This is a genomic window from Polaromonas sp. (genome assembly GCF_030682935.1).
GTDB lineage: Bacteria > Pseudomonadota > Gammaproteobacteria > Burkholderiales > Burkholderiaceae_C > Polaromonas.
Genome location: NZ_JAUXNA010000176.1, coordinates 1 through 14,797 on the forward strand (window position 1 = coordinate 1; position 14,797 = coordinate 14,797).

Sequence of the window (14,797 nt, forward strand, 5' to 3'; positions counted from 1 at the left end):
GGCGAAGCAAAGAAAGTGAGTCGCATGCCGGGCGACTCCCGGCCAGCCCAACCCCGACAAGTCAGCAAGCGACCAATAATTCAGACCGACCGCGAACACATGCAAACCCAACGCATCAAGTCACGCAGCCATCACCAGCACCAGCACCAGGGCAAGACCGAATACAGCGCGGCGTGAGTCCCATTCCCCTGCGGTTGCAGGGGTATACCTGAATGGACAACGCAGGGGGTGCTGGTTAGCCTGACGGATCGCGGCGCTTTGCCGCTTTCCTTTGCCAGCTCTACCCGTTCTACCCGTTCTCTTCAGGTCAAGACTCATGACGCCGCCCCCTCCTCCTGCAGATTCCAGCCCGGCACCGGCCTCTGCCGAGCAGACCGTAGACGCACTTCCTGTCATGGCCACGCCTTATGTGCCCCCGCCCCCCACAGGCCCCCAGGCACTGATGATTCCGCTGGGGGCCGGCGATCCTTTTCGCTGGCTGGCAGCCGGCTGGCGCGACCTGCGGGCCCACCCGGGCATTGGCCTGTTTTACGGCCTGTGCTTCTGGGCCATGGCCATCACGCTGGGTGCGGTGTTTCGCGCCAAGCCCGAATACACACTCTCGATAGCCTCCGGGTGCCTGCTGGTGGGGCCTTTTCTGGCCATGGGCCTGTATGAAGTCAGCCGCCGCCGTGAACGGGGCCTCGTGCCCGAGCTTGGCGCCTCGCTGACCTGCTGGGACGCGCACATCCGCAGCATGGGCATGCTGGTGCTGGTGCTGGTCGTGCTCGAACTGCTGTGGGGCCGCGCCTCGCTGGTGGTGTTTGCGGTGTTCTTCAACACCGGCATGCCGTCCACCACGGGGGTGATCAAGGCGGTGTTCAACCCCAACAACTGGGAATTTCTGGTGATTTACCTGGTCGTGGGCGGGCTGTTTGCCACGCTGGTTTTTTCCACGGCCGTGGTGTCCATTCCGATGATTCTGGACCGCGACACCGACGCCGTCTGGGCCGCCATCACCAGTATTCGCGTGGTGTTTTCCAACCCGGGCGTGATGCTGCTGTGGGGCGTGCTGATTACGTCGCTGGTGACCGTAGCGCTGCTGCCATGGGGCCTGGGGCTGATCCTGGTCGGCCCGCTGCTGGGGCATGCGAGCTGGCATGCTTACCGTGGTGCGGTGCGGTGGCAGGACGCTGGCTCGGATACCGGCGCAGGCACGGCCTGAAAGCCAGCCACAACCGACTTGATCCACTGGATCGTTTCCCGGCTTAAACCACCGCGCCGAAGAGCGCCCCGACACCTGCAGTGATCGCCATGGCGAGTGCGCCCCAGAAGGTGACGCGCCATGCGCCCGCCAGCATGCCTGCGCCGCCGGCATGGGCCGAAACGGCGCCCAGCAGGGCCAGAAAGACGAGCGAGGTGCCCGAGACCCAGGGAATCAGCGCCTGCGCTGGCGCCAGCGCGGTGACGGCCAGCGGCAGCACGGCGCCGACCGCAAAGCTCGCGGCCGACGCCAATGCGGCCTGCACCGGCCGTGCACTGCGTGTTTCGGAGATGCCGAGTTCGTCGCGCGCATGGGCACCGAGGGCGTCATGCGCCATCAGTTGTTCGGCGACCTGCTGCGCCAAGTCCGCCTCCAGCCCGCGCGCGACATAGATCGCGGTCAGTTCACGGTGTTCGGCGACGGGATCGAGCTCCAGCTCGGCGCGCTCGCGCGACAGGTCGGCTTGCTCGGTATCGGCCTGCGAATGAACGGAGACGTATTCACCCGCCGCCATCGACATCGCACCCGCCACCAGGCCGGCAACGCCCGCCACCAGAATGCTCCCCTGGCTTGAATGGGCCGCCGCGACGCCGACCACCAGGCTGGCGGTGGAGACAATGCCGTCGTTGGCACCGAGCACAGCGGCGCGCAACCAGCCGGTGCGGTCCGTACGGTGACGTTCAGTGTGGCGGCTTGAGAATTTCATGGGCAGCAGCCTTTACAGGCGGGTCTGTAGCTCGGCCGCCGCACAGACGCCCGTCAACCGTGTGCAAAGGGCGAGACAACGCCCATGATAGTGGGTGCTGGCGTCAGAAGAAGGCCCAAGGCGCAGCAATTTTTTGCACACGGCGGCCCAGTAAATTCACGGGTCCGTCTGCTTCAGGCTCAGCGCGGGCCAAGTACCTTAAGCAGCATTTCTGCCGAAGGCGCCCCTTGGACCATCTGCAACTTGCCACTGGCATCCTTGTAGAAGGTGGTGGGCGTCGCTGAAGAACCGAGTTGCTGCATCAAGGCCTCATTGGCGTCGAGCTGGGCGCGCACTTTGACCGAAATCTGCTCCAGGGGTTTGACGCCACCGCTGGCGTGTTGCTGTTCGTGCTGCGCCAGCGCGGCTTGCGGATCCGCGGCAGAGAGCAGGGCCGCCGCCTTGCCCGCGCTGCTGTCCATGAGAATGCCGACCAGGACATGGCGCACCTGCACCTTGCCGGCCTTGACCCAGGGTTGTGCGTCATTCCAGAACTTGTTGCAGTAGGGGCAGTTGGGGTCGGTGAAGGTGTAGATGACACGCGGCGCATTCTTGCTGCCATCGGCAATCCAGCTGCTCTTTTCAAGCTGATTCCAGGTTTTGAGGGTCATGGGTTTGCTGACCAGCCGGTCCAGGGGTTCCTGGCTCAGGCTGTCCCCTTTGGCGTCGACCATGGTGCCGACGATAGCCTGCTTGCCGTCGGCGGTCAGGTAGATGGCCAGCGGCCGCTGCTGGGCCATGGCGGCATAGCCCTTCAGCCCGCCGGGCGCATCAAACGTCCCCATTACCTCGACGCCCTGCGCTTCAAGCGCCTTGATGGGGGCCGGCCAGTTCTTCGCCGCCTGAGCCAGAACGATGCCGGGCGAGGCCAGAACAATGGCCAATAAAAGTCGTGATTTCTTGATCATGCGTAGTTTCCGGTGAGGTTGATAACTTTTTAAGGCGTGCGCAGTTGCTGCAATTTACTGGCCAGCGAGGCGGCCGACAGCTCGCCCAAATGGGTATTGACCAGCCGTCCGCGCGCGTCGTAGAACAGCGTGGTCGGCAATGCTGTCGAGCCAACTACCTTGCCGAGCGCGGTGTCCGGGTCGAGCAGCACATTGGCAAGCGCCAGCTGACTGGCGGAAAGGTAGCGCAGGGCTGTCGCACCGTCTTCGCCCTGGTTGGCAAAGACAAAGACCACGCCGGTTTCCTGTTGCTGGGCGGCGGCGAGCACCGGCATTTCGCGGCGGCAGGGCGGACACCAGCTGGCCCACAAATTGACCACCAGCGGCTTGCCGGCAGCCAGGCCCGCCAGGTCTACCGGCAAGCCGGCAAGCGTCGTCAACTGCACCGTGGGCAGCGCGGGTTTTTCCTCTTCCATCATGCGCAGCGCACCAAACATGGCGCCCCAGACCAGCGCCCCGGCCGCGAGCCCCAGCACCAGCGGTTTGCGCAGTGACGCACGGCGCCAGCCCTGCCAGATTGCGACCAGCAAGGCCGCTGCAACCCCGGCCCAGGGCGTGAAACCGCCGTCACGGATATCGAGCATGGACCACGGCGCGTGGCGGTAGGTGTCGAACCAGATCACGACGAAGGCGATGCGTGCCACCAGTAGCCCGACGAGCAGCATGTCGGACAGGCTATGGCCTATGCCGCCCGTTTGCTGACGACGCCCGACCAGGTGGCCGACCGCCAGCGCAGCCAGCAGCGCCACCATCAGCAGCAGCTGGCTGACCGGCACCGCGAGAGGCCCTAAATTGACTGTCAGCATGATTAAGCTCCCTGCCTTGCACGCAGCAAGCGTGCAAGGAATTCGTTGGCACTGAGTTCACCGATGACGCGCTCGGCCCGGCGCTCCTGGCCGTCCGGGCCAATCAGCAGCAGGGTCGGTGGCCCCAAAATTTGGTGGGCGCTCATCAGCGCGCGGTCATCCGCATTTTGGGCGCTGACATCCGGACGCAGCAACTGCATGTCGGCCAACGCGCGCTGCACCCGCGGGTCGGCAAACACCTCGTGCTCGATCACTTTGCACGACACGCACCAGTCGGCGTAAAAATCCACCAGCGTCCACTGGCCGCGCTGCCCGGCCTCGGCAACACGTGCCTGGAGTGCCTGCTGCGTCTTGACCGGCTGGAAGCGGGCCATGGCATCGTTCGCTCCAGCCGCCTGAGCGGGCGCAGCGCCTCCCGCCACGAAGACCAGTGGCTGCAAGGGGTTCTGTGCGCCACCGGCCGCCCCCATCACCATGGCCCCGCCCCACAGGCCCAGCAGCAACGCCCCATAGTGCGAGATCAAACGCCCGGCACCGGCATCCACCTTTTTGGCCAATGCCAGCAGGCTGAGGGCGACGGCCAGCAACCAGGCGCCCCACAGGCCCAGCGTCAAGGCGGGCGGCAGCACCCGCGCCACGAACACGATGGCGGTGCCGAGCAGGACAAAACCAAACAGCACCTTGACCCGGTTCATCCAGCAACCGGGACGCGGCAGCAACCGTGCGCCCAGCGTGCCCACCACCAGCAACGGCACGCCCATGCCCAGCCCCATGAACAAGAGCGCCAGGCCGCCGGTCAGCACATCACCGGTATTGCCGATATAGAGCAGCGCGCCGGCCAGCGGTGCGGTCATGCAGGGGCCCACCAGCAGCGCCGACAGGACGCCCATCGCAGCAGCCCCCGCCACGGTGCCGCCGCGCTGGCCCTGGCTGGCGCTGTTCAGGCGGTTGCGCAGCACGGCGGGCAATTGCAACTCGTACAAGCCGAACATGGCCAGCGCCAGCACGACAAACATCAGGCCGAAGGCGCCGAGCACCCAGGGGTTTTGCAGCATCGCCTGCAGATTGGCACCGGCCAGCGCGGCGCCAGCGCCCAGCACCGCGTAGGTCAGCGCCATCGGCAGCACGAAGGCCAGCGAGAGCACAAAACCGCGCCTGGGGCCCGCCCCGCTGCCCGCGATCAGGCTCGAGAGAATCGGCACCATGGGCAGCACGCAGGGGGTGAAGGTCATCAGCAGCCCCAGCCCGAAGAACACCAGCAGCATCCAGCCCGGATGGGCGCGCGACAGGCGCTCGGCCAGATCCTGATCTTCGCCGAGTGCGCCGGGGGCGGCCTGCTTCGCATCCACAGCCAACGCGCCCGCATCGGCCGTGGGCGCTGCGGCGATATCGGCCAGCTTCACCTGCAAAGTTTGCGGCGGGTAGCACAGGCCCGCATCGGCGCAGCCTTGCCAGACAATCTTCAGGGCCTGGGCGTCGGGCGCCTTGACCAGCACCGTCAGGCTGTCGTGGTAGACCTCGGTTTCGCCGAAGAACTCATCGGTCTTGAGTGTGCCGGCAGGCAGCGTCACCTGTTGCACGCTGCCGGGCGGGTCGCCTTCGATCCTGATCTGCTTGCGGTACAGGTAGTAGCCCTCGCTGATCTTCCAGTTCAGCCGCAGCAGGCCGTCGTCTGCCCTGGTGACGGTCAAGCGAAACGCTTGATCCGCCGGCAAAAACTCCTGATTGCCTTCCTGGGCATGGGCCGGCAGTACCCACAGCAAGCTGAGCACCACCATCGACCAGAACCAACGCACCATGAATAACTCCAAAGCAAGATAAGCTCCTAGCTTGGCATAGCCGGATTAAGGCGGCGTTAACAACAAGAAAACCGGCGGCGTACCTGCTTTGCGCCATGGAGAATAGATGACGCGAGTTCTGCTGATTGAAGACGACGACCTGATTACCCACGGCATCCTGGCCGGCTTGCGGGCACACGGCCTGACGGCCGACAGTGTGGCGACCGCGGCGCAGGCCGAGGCCACGCTGTCGGCCGTTCATTGCGATGTGGTGATCCTCGATCTTGGGCTGCCCGACGAGGATGGCATGCGCCTGCTGCATCGCCTGCGGGCGGGCGGCATGACGCTGCCGGTGTTGATCCTGACCGCGCGGGACGCCGTGGAAGACCGCATTGCCGGGCTGCGTGCCGGTGCCGACGACTACCTGCTCAAGCCCTTTGACCTCGGCGAACTGGCCGCCAGGCTGCACGCCCTGCTGCGCCGCGCGGCCGGGCGTAGCGTCGATGTGATTGCGCATGGCCCCTTGCGGCTGAATCCGGCGAGCGGGGAAGTCTTTCTGCATGAACGGGCAGTGGTCTTGTCCCGGCGCGAATTGGCGCTGCTGGCTGCACTGCTGCATGCGCGCGGGCGCATCCTGAGCGCCGACCAGCTCAAAGACAGCCTCTACGATTTCAGCGAGGAGATTGAAAGCAATGCCCTCAATGTGCATATCCACCACCTGCGGCGCAAGCTGGGCGCCGACATCATCGAGACCGTGCGCGGCGTGGGCTACCGTTTCAACATGGTGAACGTATGAGCCTGCGACTGCGTTTGCTGCTGATGATAGGCGTGTCGCTGAGTCTGCTGTGGGGCGGCGTGGCGCTCTGGATGCTGCGTGATCTGGACCAGGAAATGCGTCGCACACTGGACCAGCGCCTGGCAATGTCGGCCAAAATGGTGGCCGGGCTGATGTCGCAAAACCCTGCGGCGTGGGACGGCAGCACCGGGAAAGCGGGCCTGTCCACCCTGACCCTGCCTGCGGCAGAAAAAGGACTGACCTGCCAGGTCAGTTCTTTGCACGGCGAGGTGCTTGCAAGCACCCCGGGCACAACGTCCGAGGTCATTGCGGCGGCAGCGCCCGGTTTTGCCGACGCTGAAATCAACGGCGAACGCTGGCGCAGCTACACCGTTGAAACGCACGGCCTGCGCGTCACCACCGCCGACCGCATGGCTGAGCGAAACATGCTGCAGCGCGATGTACTGGTGGCCACCGCCCTGCCCTTTGTCGTCGCGCTGATCGGCAGCCTGCTGGTGCTGTGGCTGGGCGTGAAAAGCGGCTTGTTGCCGCTCGAACGCCTGCGGCAGGCGCTGGCCAGCCGGGCGCCAGATGCACTGACGCCGATTCCCGAGGCCCCCATGTCACGCGACTTGCTGCCACTGGTCCATAGCCTGAATCAGCTGCTGGAGCGAACAAGCACGACCATCCGCCGCGAGCGTCGCTTTACCAGCGATGCCGCCCATGAATTGCGCACACCGCTGACCGCGATCAAGATCCACCTGCAGGTCGCGCGCATCACCCACGGCCAGGAGGCCGAAGCGTCGCTGGACTACGCCGAAGAGGCGGTGGCGCGGCTTCAGCACACGCTGACGCAACTGCTGACGCTGTCGCAAGTGGAAGGGCCATTTTCATGGAATGACGGGCGCATCGCCCAGGCCGACGACGTGGCCCACCTGGCGATGCGCGATGCGGCGCCCGATGCGTCCGGGCGCATTGTGCTGGAAAGTGACGGCAGCCAGACCGAGCTGGCGCTGCCCCAGGCGCTGGCCGTCACCGCGCTGCGCAACCTGCTTGACAACGCCCTGCGCCATTCCCCGGCAGACCACAGCGTCAGGCTGGAACTGCAGGCCTCCAATGACACCCTCTGTTTCCGCGTATGCGACCGCGGGCCGGGACTCAGCACCGCGGAGCTGGCGCTGGTGACGCAGCGCTTCTGGCGGCGCGGCTCAGGTCGGGGCAGTGGGCTGGGACTCTCCATCGTGGCCGCCATCACCGAGCGCTTCGGCGGCGCGCTCGAACTGGCGCCGCGCCCTGGCGGCGGGCTGGAGGCGAAATTGACGCTCCCGAGAATGAAGCCGGCGGGCTGAATCCGGCAAAGCTGGCTTCAAGACTGGATCAGGCCTTGGGCAGTGTCACCCCGACTTGCCCCTGGTACTTGCCGCCGCGGTCCTTGTAGCTGACCTCGCAGACCTCATCGCTCTCAAAAAACAGCACCTGCGCGCAGCCTTCGCCCGCGTAAATCTTGGCGGGCAAGGGCGTGGTATTGGAAAACTCCAGTGTCACATAGCCTTCCCATTCGGGCTCGAACGGCGTGACGTTGACGATGATGCCGCAGCGCGCATAGGTGCTTTTGCCCAGGCAAATGGTCAGCACGTTGCGCGGAATACGGAAGTATTCGAGCGTGCGGGCCAGCGCAAAGCTGTTGGGCGGGATGATGCAGCTGTCGCCCTGAAAATCGACAAAGCTTTTTTCGTCAAAGTTTTTCGGGTCCACCACGGTGCTGTGGATGTTGGTGAAAACCTTGAATTCAGGCGCGCAGCGGATGTCGTAGCCGTAGCTGGAGGTGCCGTAGCTGATGATCTTGTGGCCGTCCCGCTCACGGATCTGGCCGGGCTCGAAAGGCTCGATCATGCCGGTCGTTTCCGCCATGTGGCGTATCCATTTGTCGCTTTTGATGGTCATCTGGGAGGCTCCTTGGGTTGACTGTGATTGTAGGCAGGCAGACCTGTACCAAGAAAGCAAAGAATTGCTATTAAATAAATAGCTTCTTGCGCCCGTAGCTATTAGGCAAGATGCCAATTTGACTCATAATTTCAGACCGTCACTCCAGCCACGTTGCCGGCCTGCGAAATCACGGTTTGCTCAATCACGCGGTCATCACCGAGCACAATCAGCGCAAACAGCAGCTCGTCGAGGCTGCCCGCCTGCGCGGTTTTTCGGGCCAGCAGCGGCGTGGCTTGGGGGTTCAGCACGACAAAGTCGGCTTCACAACCGGGCAGCAGGTTGCCCACCACGCCCTCCAAACCCAGCGACCGGGCCGCGCCGGCGGTGTGCTGCCACCACAGGTGTTGCGGGCCCAAGGATACGCCGGCCTTGGTCTGCCCTTCCCGTCCCACGCAGTAGGCGGCCAGCATGGTGTGAAACGGGCTGAACGAGGTGCCGCCGCCCACGTCGCTGGCCAGTCCGTACTGAAAGCCTGCGCGGTCTGCCCCGACATAGTCAAAAAATCCGCTGCCCAGAAACAGGTTGCTGGTCGGGCTCACGGCGGCGGCGGCGCAGGTAGCGCGCAGCAGCGCGCGGTCTTCGTCGTCCAGATGAATGCAGTGCGCATAGACGGCGCGCGGGCGCAGCAGGCCGAATTGTTCGTACACGCTCAGGTAGCTGCGCGCCTTGGGGTAGAGCTGGCGCACCCAGACCACTTCGTCCTTGTTTTCGGCGACATGCGACTGAATCCACACGTCGGGGTAGCGGGCCGCCAGCTCGCCCGCGCCGTGCAGCTGGGCGGCGCTGCAGTTGGGCACAAAGCGCGGCGTGATGGCGTAGCCCAGCCGGTCCACGCCGTGCCAGCGCTGGATCAGCGCTTCGGTGTCGATCAGGCTTTGCACGGTTTCATCGCGCACGCCGTCGGGCGAATGCTGGTCCATCAGCACCTTGCCGGTGATCAGGCGCAGGCTGTGCCGCTGCGCCTCGGCAAACAGGGCATGGACGGAGGCGGGATGCGAGGTAGCAAAAGTCAGCGCCGTGGTGACGCCGTTGCGCAGCAACTCCGCTATGAAAAACGCAGCTGCCTGGGCACTGTATTCGGGCGATGAAAACCGTTTTTCATGCGGAAAGGTGTAGTTTTCCAGCCACGGCAGCAGCCCTTCGGCGGGGGAGCCGATCACGTCAATCTGCGGGTAATGGAGGTGCATGTCGACAAAGCCGGGCGCGATGATGCGGCCCGGAAAATGCGCGGTGGGCACATCGGCAAAGCGCGGCGCCAGCGCGGCGTAGCTGCCGACGGCCTGCACCACCTGCAGGCCCCGGGCGCTGGGGCCGACCACCAGCAGACCGTCGGACTCAAAAACCGCCTGCGCGGGATTGACGAAGTAAAGAACGGAGGCGCGATAGGCTTTCATTGCGGGAAGATTACCTCAGGCCCGCCGCCCTGCCCTGGCAAAAGCCGAATAAGGCTTATCGGCCACATCCCGGCGCCATCGCCGGGCCCTTACCGGCTCAGCCGGCACGCATCGCCAATGGACGCGCGCCAAACCCGCACCGAAGAAAGCGCCGGCAGGCGCGGCTGCAGCGCGCGAAAAATGAACTGGCACAGGTTTTCAAGCGTTGGCGGGCCCAGACCCTCCACCTCGTCAAGCAAACGGTGGTCGAGCTGCTCACGCAGCAGCGCCACTTCGCGGCGCACCAGCCCAAGGTCGATCACCATGCCGGTGCGCGGATCGGGCTCGCCGGTCAGAAACACCTCGGCGTTGTAGGTGTGGCCGTGCACGCGCTTGCTGCTTTCGGTTTCAATGGCGCGGTCCAGCGTGTGCGCGGCATCAAAAAAGAAGGTCTGGCTGATCTCGCAGGTCGTGGGAATGCGGTTCATCGGATGCCTGTGATTTTGTGGGTTTGCAGGCTGAGCCGCCAGGCCGGCCGCGCCAGGCAAAGCGCGATGCAGGCTTCGGTGTTGCGCAGCCGCTCGGGATTGTCCATGGGCTGCAGGTAACGCTGCGTGAAGCGGGCCGCCTCCAGTTCGGCCAGATCAAACGCCGGCTGGGGCCACACCACCTTGAGTTCATGACCCTCGCGTTGCACCCAGGGCGCGCCGGCCTTGGGGCTGACGCAGATCCAGTCGATGCCTTCGGGCGCGGCAATCGTGCCATTGGTTTCGACCGCAATTTTGAAGCCGCGCGCGTGCAGCGTCGCAATCAGCGCGCTGTCCACCTGCAGCAGCGGCTCGCCGCCGGTCATCACCACAAAGCGATGCGCGCGGTCGCTGGCAGGCCACTGGGCTTCGATCTGGCACGCCAGCGCGTCGGCATCGGCGAACTTGCCGCCCAGCGTGCCATCGGTGCCGACAAAGTCGGTGTCGCAAAACCGGCAGACGGCGGTGGCGCGGTCCTGCTCGCGGCCGGACCAGAGGTTGCAGCCGGCAAAGCGGCAAAAAACGGCCGGTCGGCCTGCATGGCTGCCCTCGCCCTGCAGGGTGTAAAAAATCTCTTTGACCTGGTAACTCATGCGGCGCTCCCGGTGAAGCGAAGCGGCAAAGAAAAAGTGGAAGAGATAAAACAGGCGACCACGAGTGTCGGAACGACAGCGGTCACGAGGTTTTTATACATGGTGGTCCTCTACATGGCCCCGGAATAGCAAAAACACCCACACGCCGAGACAGCACGCGGGTGAACGCTTATTTTAACGGTTCACGACCGGATAGGCCCTGACCAGCCAGCCATACAGGGCGGCACCCAGCAAAAGCCCGGTGGCGGCGATTTCCAGCGACAGCGTAAATCCTTCGTTGGCACTGCCGGTATGCCTGAGCAGCAAGGCCACCAGCGGCGGACCCAATATCTGCCCCACGCCGTAGGTGGCGGTGAGCAGGCCCATGAAGCTGGCGGCCGTGTGGGGTCGCAGGCGGCGGACTTCCTGCATGGCAAAAAAGGTGATCGCCGTGAACGGCAGGCCCAGCAGCAGGCTGCCCACCGCAAACCCGGCCAGGCTGGGGCGCCAGAGGCTGGCCGCAATGCCGAGCGCCTGCACCCCATAGCTGATGGCCAGCAAAAGTCGAAAATCGCGGCCAGGCCTGAGCCGCGTGGCCAGCAGCGCGCCGGCCATCACACCCAGGCCGAAAATAGGCCAGAACAGGTCCAGCCACGCCGAGCCGGGCAGCGCGGCGCGGGCAATCACCGGCAAGAAGGTGGCGGTGATGATGTAGCCGAAACCGGCCAATCCGTACGCCAGGGTTAACAGCGCCATTTCGGCGTGACCGTGCGGCGTTGGCGCGGTACGGGCAGCGCTGCCAAGCGGCGCGCCCAGTGCGGCCAGCCGCTCCTCGCCGCCCCGCAGGGTGCGCCACACGGCGGCCGTCAGCACAAACGCCAGCACCCCGAAAATCATCCAGCCGGTGGCTGCCGTCCAGTGCCAGGCCACCATGCCGCTGGCAAACAGGCCGCTCACCACAATACCCGCACCGGGGCCGGCATAAATCACGCCGCCCATCGCCGGCACACCCAGCCTGGCCAGCCGGGACAGGCACCAGCCCGACGTAAAGATAAACACCACGGCGCTGGTCACGCCGGCGGCAAAACGCAGCACGGGCCAGGCGGCAGGCCATTGCCACGCCATGGCCACCGTCAACACGCCCGTGGCCACCAACCCGGCGCGCACCAGCGACGAATAGGCCAGCAAGGGCAGCCCGCGAAACCGCGCCCAGAGCCAGGGCTGCAGCGTGCAGAAAATGGCGCCCAGCATATAGCCCAGGTAGTTGGCGCTGGCCAGCCAGCTGGCGCCGGGCAAATCAAGCACGCCGTCGTTGAGCATCATGGGCAAGATCGGCGTGAAGGCAAAACGGCCCAGGCCCATGGCCACGGCCAGCGCCACCAGCCCTGCCAGCGCGATGGGCCAAGGGCCCGCCGATGCGGGCGTCTGTTTTTCTTTTTCTGCTTGAGCGTCTTTTGCCATCAATGCCTTACTGAAACGTCTCGAAGGTTTCATTCAGCCGGGTCATCCGGGTTGACCATGGTCACCAGCCCGGCGCCAGGCAACTGGCACAGCTTGTGGCTGGCCAGATCGGCCTTCACCTCTCCAACCTCAAGCTTGCGCCGCCCATACGCGCTGAATCTGCGCGGAAAGCTCCATCGGGTCAAAGGGCTTGGGAATCACCTCCAGCGCACCCAGTCCCTTGTACAGCGCCACTTCAGCGGCCTGCACCTTGGCGGTCATGAAGATCACCGGCGTGTGAGCTGTGGCAGGCAATTCGCGCAGGGCCTTGAGCGTGCTGGGGCCGTCCATGCCGGGCATCATGACGTCCAGCAGCAGCAGATCGGCCCGGGCGTCAGGCGCGACGCTCAGCGCTTCCTCGCCGGAGGCGCAGGCGATCACGGCGAACCCTCCCACGGCTTGCAGGGCCATCTGCGCCACGACGCGGATGTCAGGCTCGTCTTCAACATAAAGAATGCGGCAAAGGGGTGGGGGCATGGTTAACTCAGGGGTTGGGGACGGGTGGGACCAGGGTCTCCGGGAATCTGCAGGACACGCTGGATTGTATTTAACAGTTCGGTGTTGGATGTGCGGGCCTTGACCAGGACCGCTTCGGCCTGCTTGCCGTTGGCCGGGTCCACGTCGCCGGCCGAAAACACAATCACCGGCGGCGGCGGATCGAGTGCATCGATATCCTCAAACAGGCCCCAGCCCGAGTCCTCGCCCAGTCCAAGGTCCAGCAGCACCAGGTCAAAGTGCTGCTCGCGCAGCCGGGCCCGGGCTTCGTTCAACGTGGCCGCAAATTCGAAGTCTGCAAAATCCTGGGCAATCGCGGCGACGATGCACTGGACATCGGGATCATCTTCCACATGCAAAATGCGCGGCTTGCCGCTCTCCAGGCCGGCCACGGCCCGGCGCACGTTGAGGATCAGCAGGTTTTCATCAATCGGTTTTTCAAGCCAGCCCGAGACCGCGAGCGGCTTGCGGTTGAACTGCAACTGCCCTTCCTCCACCATGGCCGAGATCACCACGACAGGGAGATTGTGTGTTCTTTCGTCGCCGCGCAGCGCACTGATGAAGGCTGCACCGCATTGGCCGGGCAGCTTCAGGTCCACCGTCACGGCATCGTAGTTATTGCGCGCGAGGCACGCTTGGGCTTGCGTCGCGTGATGCGCGATGTCGGCCTCAAAACCGGCTTTTTTCAGCATCATGCTGATGAGCCTGGCAACGTTCGGGTCGCCCTCGCAAACCAGGATGCGCGGCCGGGAGAATACGGCCCGCGTCCGGACAGGCTGCAGCAGCGGCGCCGGGTTCTGCCATTCGGGCAACTCCAGGAAGAAGGTGGTGCCTACACCCGCCTCGCTGCTAAAGCCGATCTGGCCGCCCATCTTTTCGATGAGGGCTCTGGAAATGTTGAGCCCGAGACCGGTCCCGCCTTTTTGCCGCGTGTCGGAAGAATCCGCTTGCGAAAACTTCTGGAATATCCTGCCGCGAAATTCCTCCGGAATACCGGGGCCATGGTCCGCGACTTCGACCCGCACCTGGTGGGCCACGCGCAACACCCTCACCTCCACCATACGCTCAGGCGGTGAAAACTTCACGGCATTGGACAGCAGATTGGTCAGCACCTGGATCAGGCGGTCGCTGTCAATGCGCACCTGCAGCGGCGCATCGGGCGCCTGCAACCGCACCTTCACGCGGTGTTGGCCTGCGAAACCCTCGATGGCGGCCAGCGTCTGCTGGACCAGCTGTCTGATGTCGACGACCTGCAGGTCCAGGCTCATTTTTCCGGACTCGATTTTTTCGCTGTCCAGGATGTCGTTGATCAGCCGGATCAGGCGCTCGCAATTGTTCTTGGCAATGCCCACCAGGTTCTTCACAGCTTCGGGCACCTCACCGGCCACACCGCCAGCGATCAGCCCCAGCGAACCACGGATCGAGGTCAGCGGTGTGCGCAACTCGTGGCTGACCGTGGAGATGAATTCGGTTTTCATGCGGTCAATGCGCTTGAGCTCGGTGATGTCGGTGCCCAGTGAGAAAAACCCGATAACCTTGCCTTCGTCCGCGCCCTCGCCATAGCGCGGGAAATAGTGCATGGCGTAGTTCCTGATGTCGCCCTGCGCCGTCATTTGCATGCGCTCGTAGCGTACGGGGTAACCCCGCAGCACTTCTTCGACCTTGTCCCGGACACCCCCGTAGGCTGGCTGGCCAAGCACTTCGGCGAGGGGGCGGTCATTGACCTGCTCAAAGCTCAGGCCAAAGACTTCTTCGTAGGCTTTGTTATGAAAGCGGAATCGTTGTTCCCGATCCAGGTAGGCCATCAGGGCCGGTACGGTGTCGGTGATCTGGCGCATCTGCAATTCACTGGCACGCAGCGCCTCGGCAATGCGTTTGCGCTCGGTGATGTCACGTACACTGCCAATGAACTGGCGGCGCCCGCCCAGGAAAAACTCCGAAATTCGCAGATCCATCGGAAAAACCCCGCCGTCGCTGCGCCTCCCCGCAACCTCGCGTCCGCTTCCGAGTGTTTTCGCCTGCCCGGTCTCAAGAAAGCGCCCCAGGTAGC

Annotated in this window: 14 protein-coding genes; 3 read left to right on the forward strand and 11 right to left on the reverse strand. The window is 64.5% G+C overall.

Annotated features, from left to right (window positions below; genetic code table 11):
- Nucleotides 1-394 precede the first annotated feature (394 nt).
- Nucleotides 395-1,204, forward strand: a complete 810-nt coding sequence (locus Q8K05_RS07955; RefSeq protein ID WP_370868801.1) for a DUF2189 domain-containing protein — start codon at nt 395-397, stop codon at nt 1,202-1,204.
- Between the two features lie 43 nt (nt 1,205-1,247).
- Here the strand turns inward: Q8K05_RS07955 and Q8K05_RS07960 are convergent, their stop codons facing one another.
- From Q8K05_RS07960 to dsbD, 4 genes are all read right to left on the reverse strand, one after another.
- Entirely contained in the window at nt 1,248-1,949 is a 702-nt protein-coding gene (locus Q8K05_RS07960; RefSeq protein ID WP_305246053.1) for a VIT family protein, read from the reverse strand.
- 179 nt (nt 1,950-2,128) lie between these two features.
- The gene (gene dsbG / locus Q8K05_RS07965) at nt 2,129-2,896 is read right to left on the reverse strand and encodes a thiol:disulfide interchange protein DsbG (RefSeq protein WP_305246055.1); all 768 of its coding nucleotides are present in this window, start codon (nt 2,894-2,896) and stop codon (nt 2,129-2,131) included.
- Nucleotides 2,897-2,925: 29 nt separating this feature from the next.
- Entirely contained in the window at nt 2,926-3,741 is an 816-nt protein-coding gene (locus Q8K05_RS07970) for a TlpA disulfide reductase family protein (protein ID WP_305246057.1), read from the reverse strand.
- Between the two features lie 2 nt (nt 3,742-3,743).
- Nucleotides 3,744-5,540: a protein-disulfide reductase DsbD gene (gene dsbD / locus Q8K05_RS07975; protein WP_305246059.1), complete on the reverse strand. Its 1,797-nt coding sequence runs from the start codon at nt 5,538-5,540 to the stop codon at nt 3,744-3,746.
- Between the two features lie 106 nt (nt 5,541-5,646).
- On the opposite strand from dsbD, the gene Q8K05_RS07980 reads away from it, so the two are divergent.
- Both Q8K05_RS07980 and Q8K05_RS07985 read left to right on the forward strand, forming a co-directional pair.
- Nucleotides 5,647-6,315, forward strand: coding sequence for a response regulator (locus Q8K05_RS07980; RefSeq protein ID WP_305246061.1), 669 nt, complete (start codon nt 5,647-5,649; stop codon nt 6,313-6,315).
- Complete coding sequence (locus Q8K05_RS07985) at nt 6,312-7,643, forward strand: ATP-binding protein (protein ID WP_305246063.1); 1,332 nt, start codon at nt 6,312-6,314, stop codon at nt 7,641-7,643. Before Q8K05_RS07980 ends, Q8K05_RS07985 begins: the two co-directional genes overlap by 4 nt.
- Before the next feature lie 28 nt (nt 7,644-7,671).
- Here the strand turns inward: Q8K05_RS07985 and dcd are convergent, their stop codons facing one another.
- The 7 genes from dcd to Q8K05_RS08020 form a co-directional block, all read right to left on the reverse strand.
- Nucleotides 7,672-8,238, reverse strand: coding sequence for a dCTP deaminase (dcd, locus tag Q8K05_RS07990; protein WP_305246065.1), 567 nt, complete (start codon nt 8,236-8,238; stop codon nt 7,672-7,674).
- Nucleotides 8,239-8,369: 131 nt separating this feature from the next.
- Nucleotides 8,370-9,674: a guanine deaminase gene (gene guaD / locus Q8K05_RS07995; protein ID WP_305246067.1), complete on the reverse strand. Its 1,305-nt coding sequence runs from the start codon at nt 9,672-9,674 to the stop codon at nt 8,370-8,372.
- 89 nt (nt 9,675-9,763) lie between these two features.
- Nucleotides 9,764-10,141 carry a 6-carboxytetrahydropterin synthase gene (locus Q8K05_RS08000; RefSeq protein WP_305246071.1) on the reverse strand — a complete coding sequence of 126 codons (378 nt, stop codon included), beginning with the start codon at nt 10,139-10,141 and terminating at the stop codon, nt 9,764-9,766.
- A complete protein-coding gene (gene queE / locus Q8K05_RS08005) occupies nt 10,138-10,773 on the reverse strand; it encodes a 7-carboxy-7-deazaguanine synthase (protein WP_305246073.1) in 636 nt (211 codons plus the stop codon). Before queE ends, Q8K05_RS08000 begins: the two co-directional genes overlap by 4 nt.
- 174 nt (nt 10,774-10,947) lie before the next feature.
- The gene (locus Q8K05_RS08010) at nt 10,948-12,213 is read right to left on the reverse strand and encodes a YbfB/YjiJ family MFS transporter (protein ID WP_305246075.1); all 1,266 of its coding nucleotides are present in this window, start codon (nt 12,211-12,213) and stop codon (nt 10,948-10,950) included.
- Nucleotides 12,214-12,342: 129 nt separating this feature from the next.
- Nucleotides 12,343-12,729, reverse strand: a complete 387-nt coding sequence (locus Q8K05_RS08015) for a response regulator (protein ID WP_305246077.1) — start codon at nt 12,727-12,729, stop codon at nt 12,343-12,345.
- A gap of 2 nt (nt 12,730-12,731) precedes the next feature.
- Nucleotides 12,732-14,797: ATP-binding protein (locus Q8K05_RS08020; protein ID WP_305246079.1), on the reverse strand; the 2,066-nt coding region annotated here is incomplete at its 5' end.

Coding starts and splice junctions, on each gene's coding strand:
- queE (WP_305246073.1), bottom strand. CDS start 10,773: ATGAGTTACCAGGTCAAAGAGATTTTTTACACCCTGCAGGGCGAGGGC.
- dcd (WP_305246065.1), bottom strand. CDS start 8,238: ATGACCATCAAAAGCGACAAATGGATACGCCACATGGCGGAAACGACC.
- dsbG (WP_305246055.1), bottom strand. CDS start 2,896: ATGATCAAGAAATCACGACTTTTATTGGCCATTGTTCTGGCCTCGCCC.
- Q8K05_RS07960 (WP_305246053.1), bottom strand. CDS start 1,949: ATGAAATTCTCAAGCCGCCACACTGAACGTCACCGTACGGACCGCACC.
- Q8K05_RS07985 (WP_305246063.1), top strand. CDS start 6,312: ATGAGCCTGCGACTGCGTTTGCTGCTGATGATAGGCGTGTCGCTGAGT.
- Q8K05_RS07955 (WP_370868801.1), top strand. CDS start 395: ATGGCCACGCCTTATGTGCCCCCGCCCCCCACAGGCCCCCAGGCACTG.
- Q8K05_RS08000 (WP_305246071.1), bottom strand. CDS start 10,141: ATGAACCGCATTCCCACGACCTGCGAGATCAGCCAGACCTTCTTTTTT.
- dsbD (WP_305246059.1), bottom strand. CDS start 5,540: ATGGTGCGTTGGTTCTGGTCGATGGTGGTGCTCAGCTTGCTGTGGGTA.
- Q8K05_RS08010 (WP_305246075.1), bottom strand. CDS start 12,213: ATGGCAAAAGACGCTCAAGCAGAAAAAGAAAAACAGACGCCCGCATCG.
- Q8K05_RS08015 (WP_305246077.1), bottom strand. CDS start 12,729: ATGCCCCCACCCCTTTGCCGCATTCTTTATGTTGAAGACGAGCCTGAC.
- Q8K05_RS07980 (WP_305246061.1), top strand. CDS start 5,647: ATGACGCGAGTTCTGCTGATTGAAGACGACGACCTGATTACCCACGGC.
- Q8K05_RS07970 (WP_305246057.1), bottom strand. CDS start 3,741: ATGCTGACAGTCAATTTAGGGCCTCTCGCGGTGCCGGTCAGCCAGCTG.
- guaD (WP_305246067.1), bottom strand. CDS start 9,674: ATGAAAGCCTATCGCGCCTCCGTTCTTTACTTCGTCAATCCCGCGCAG.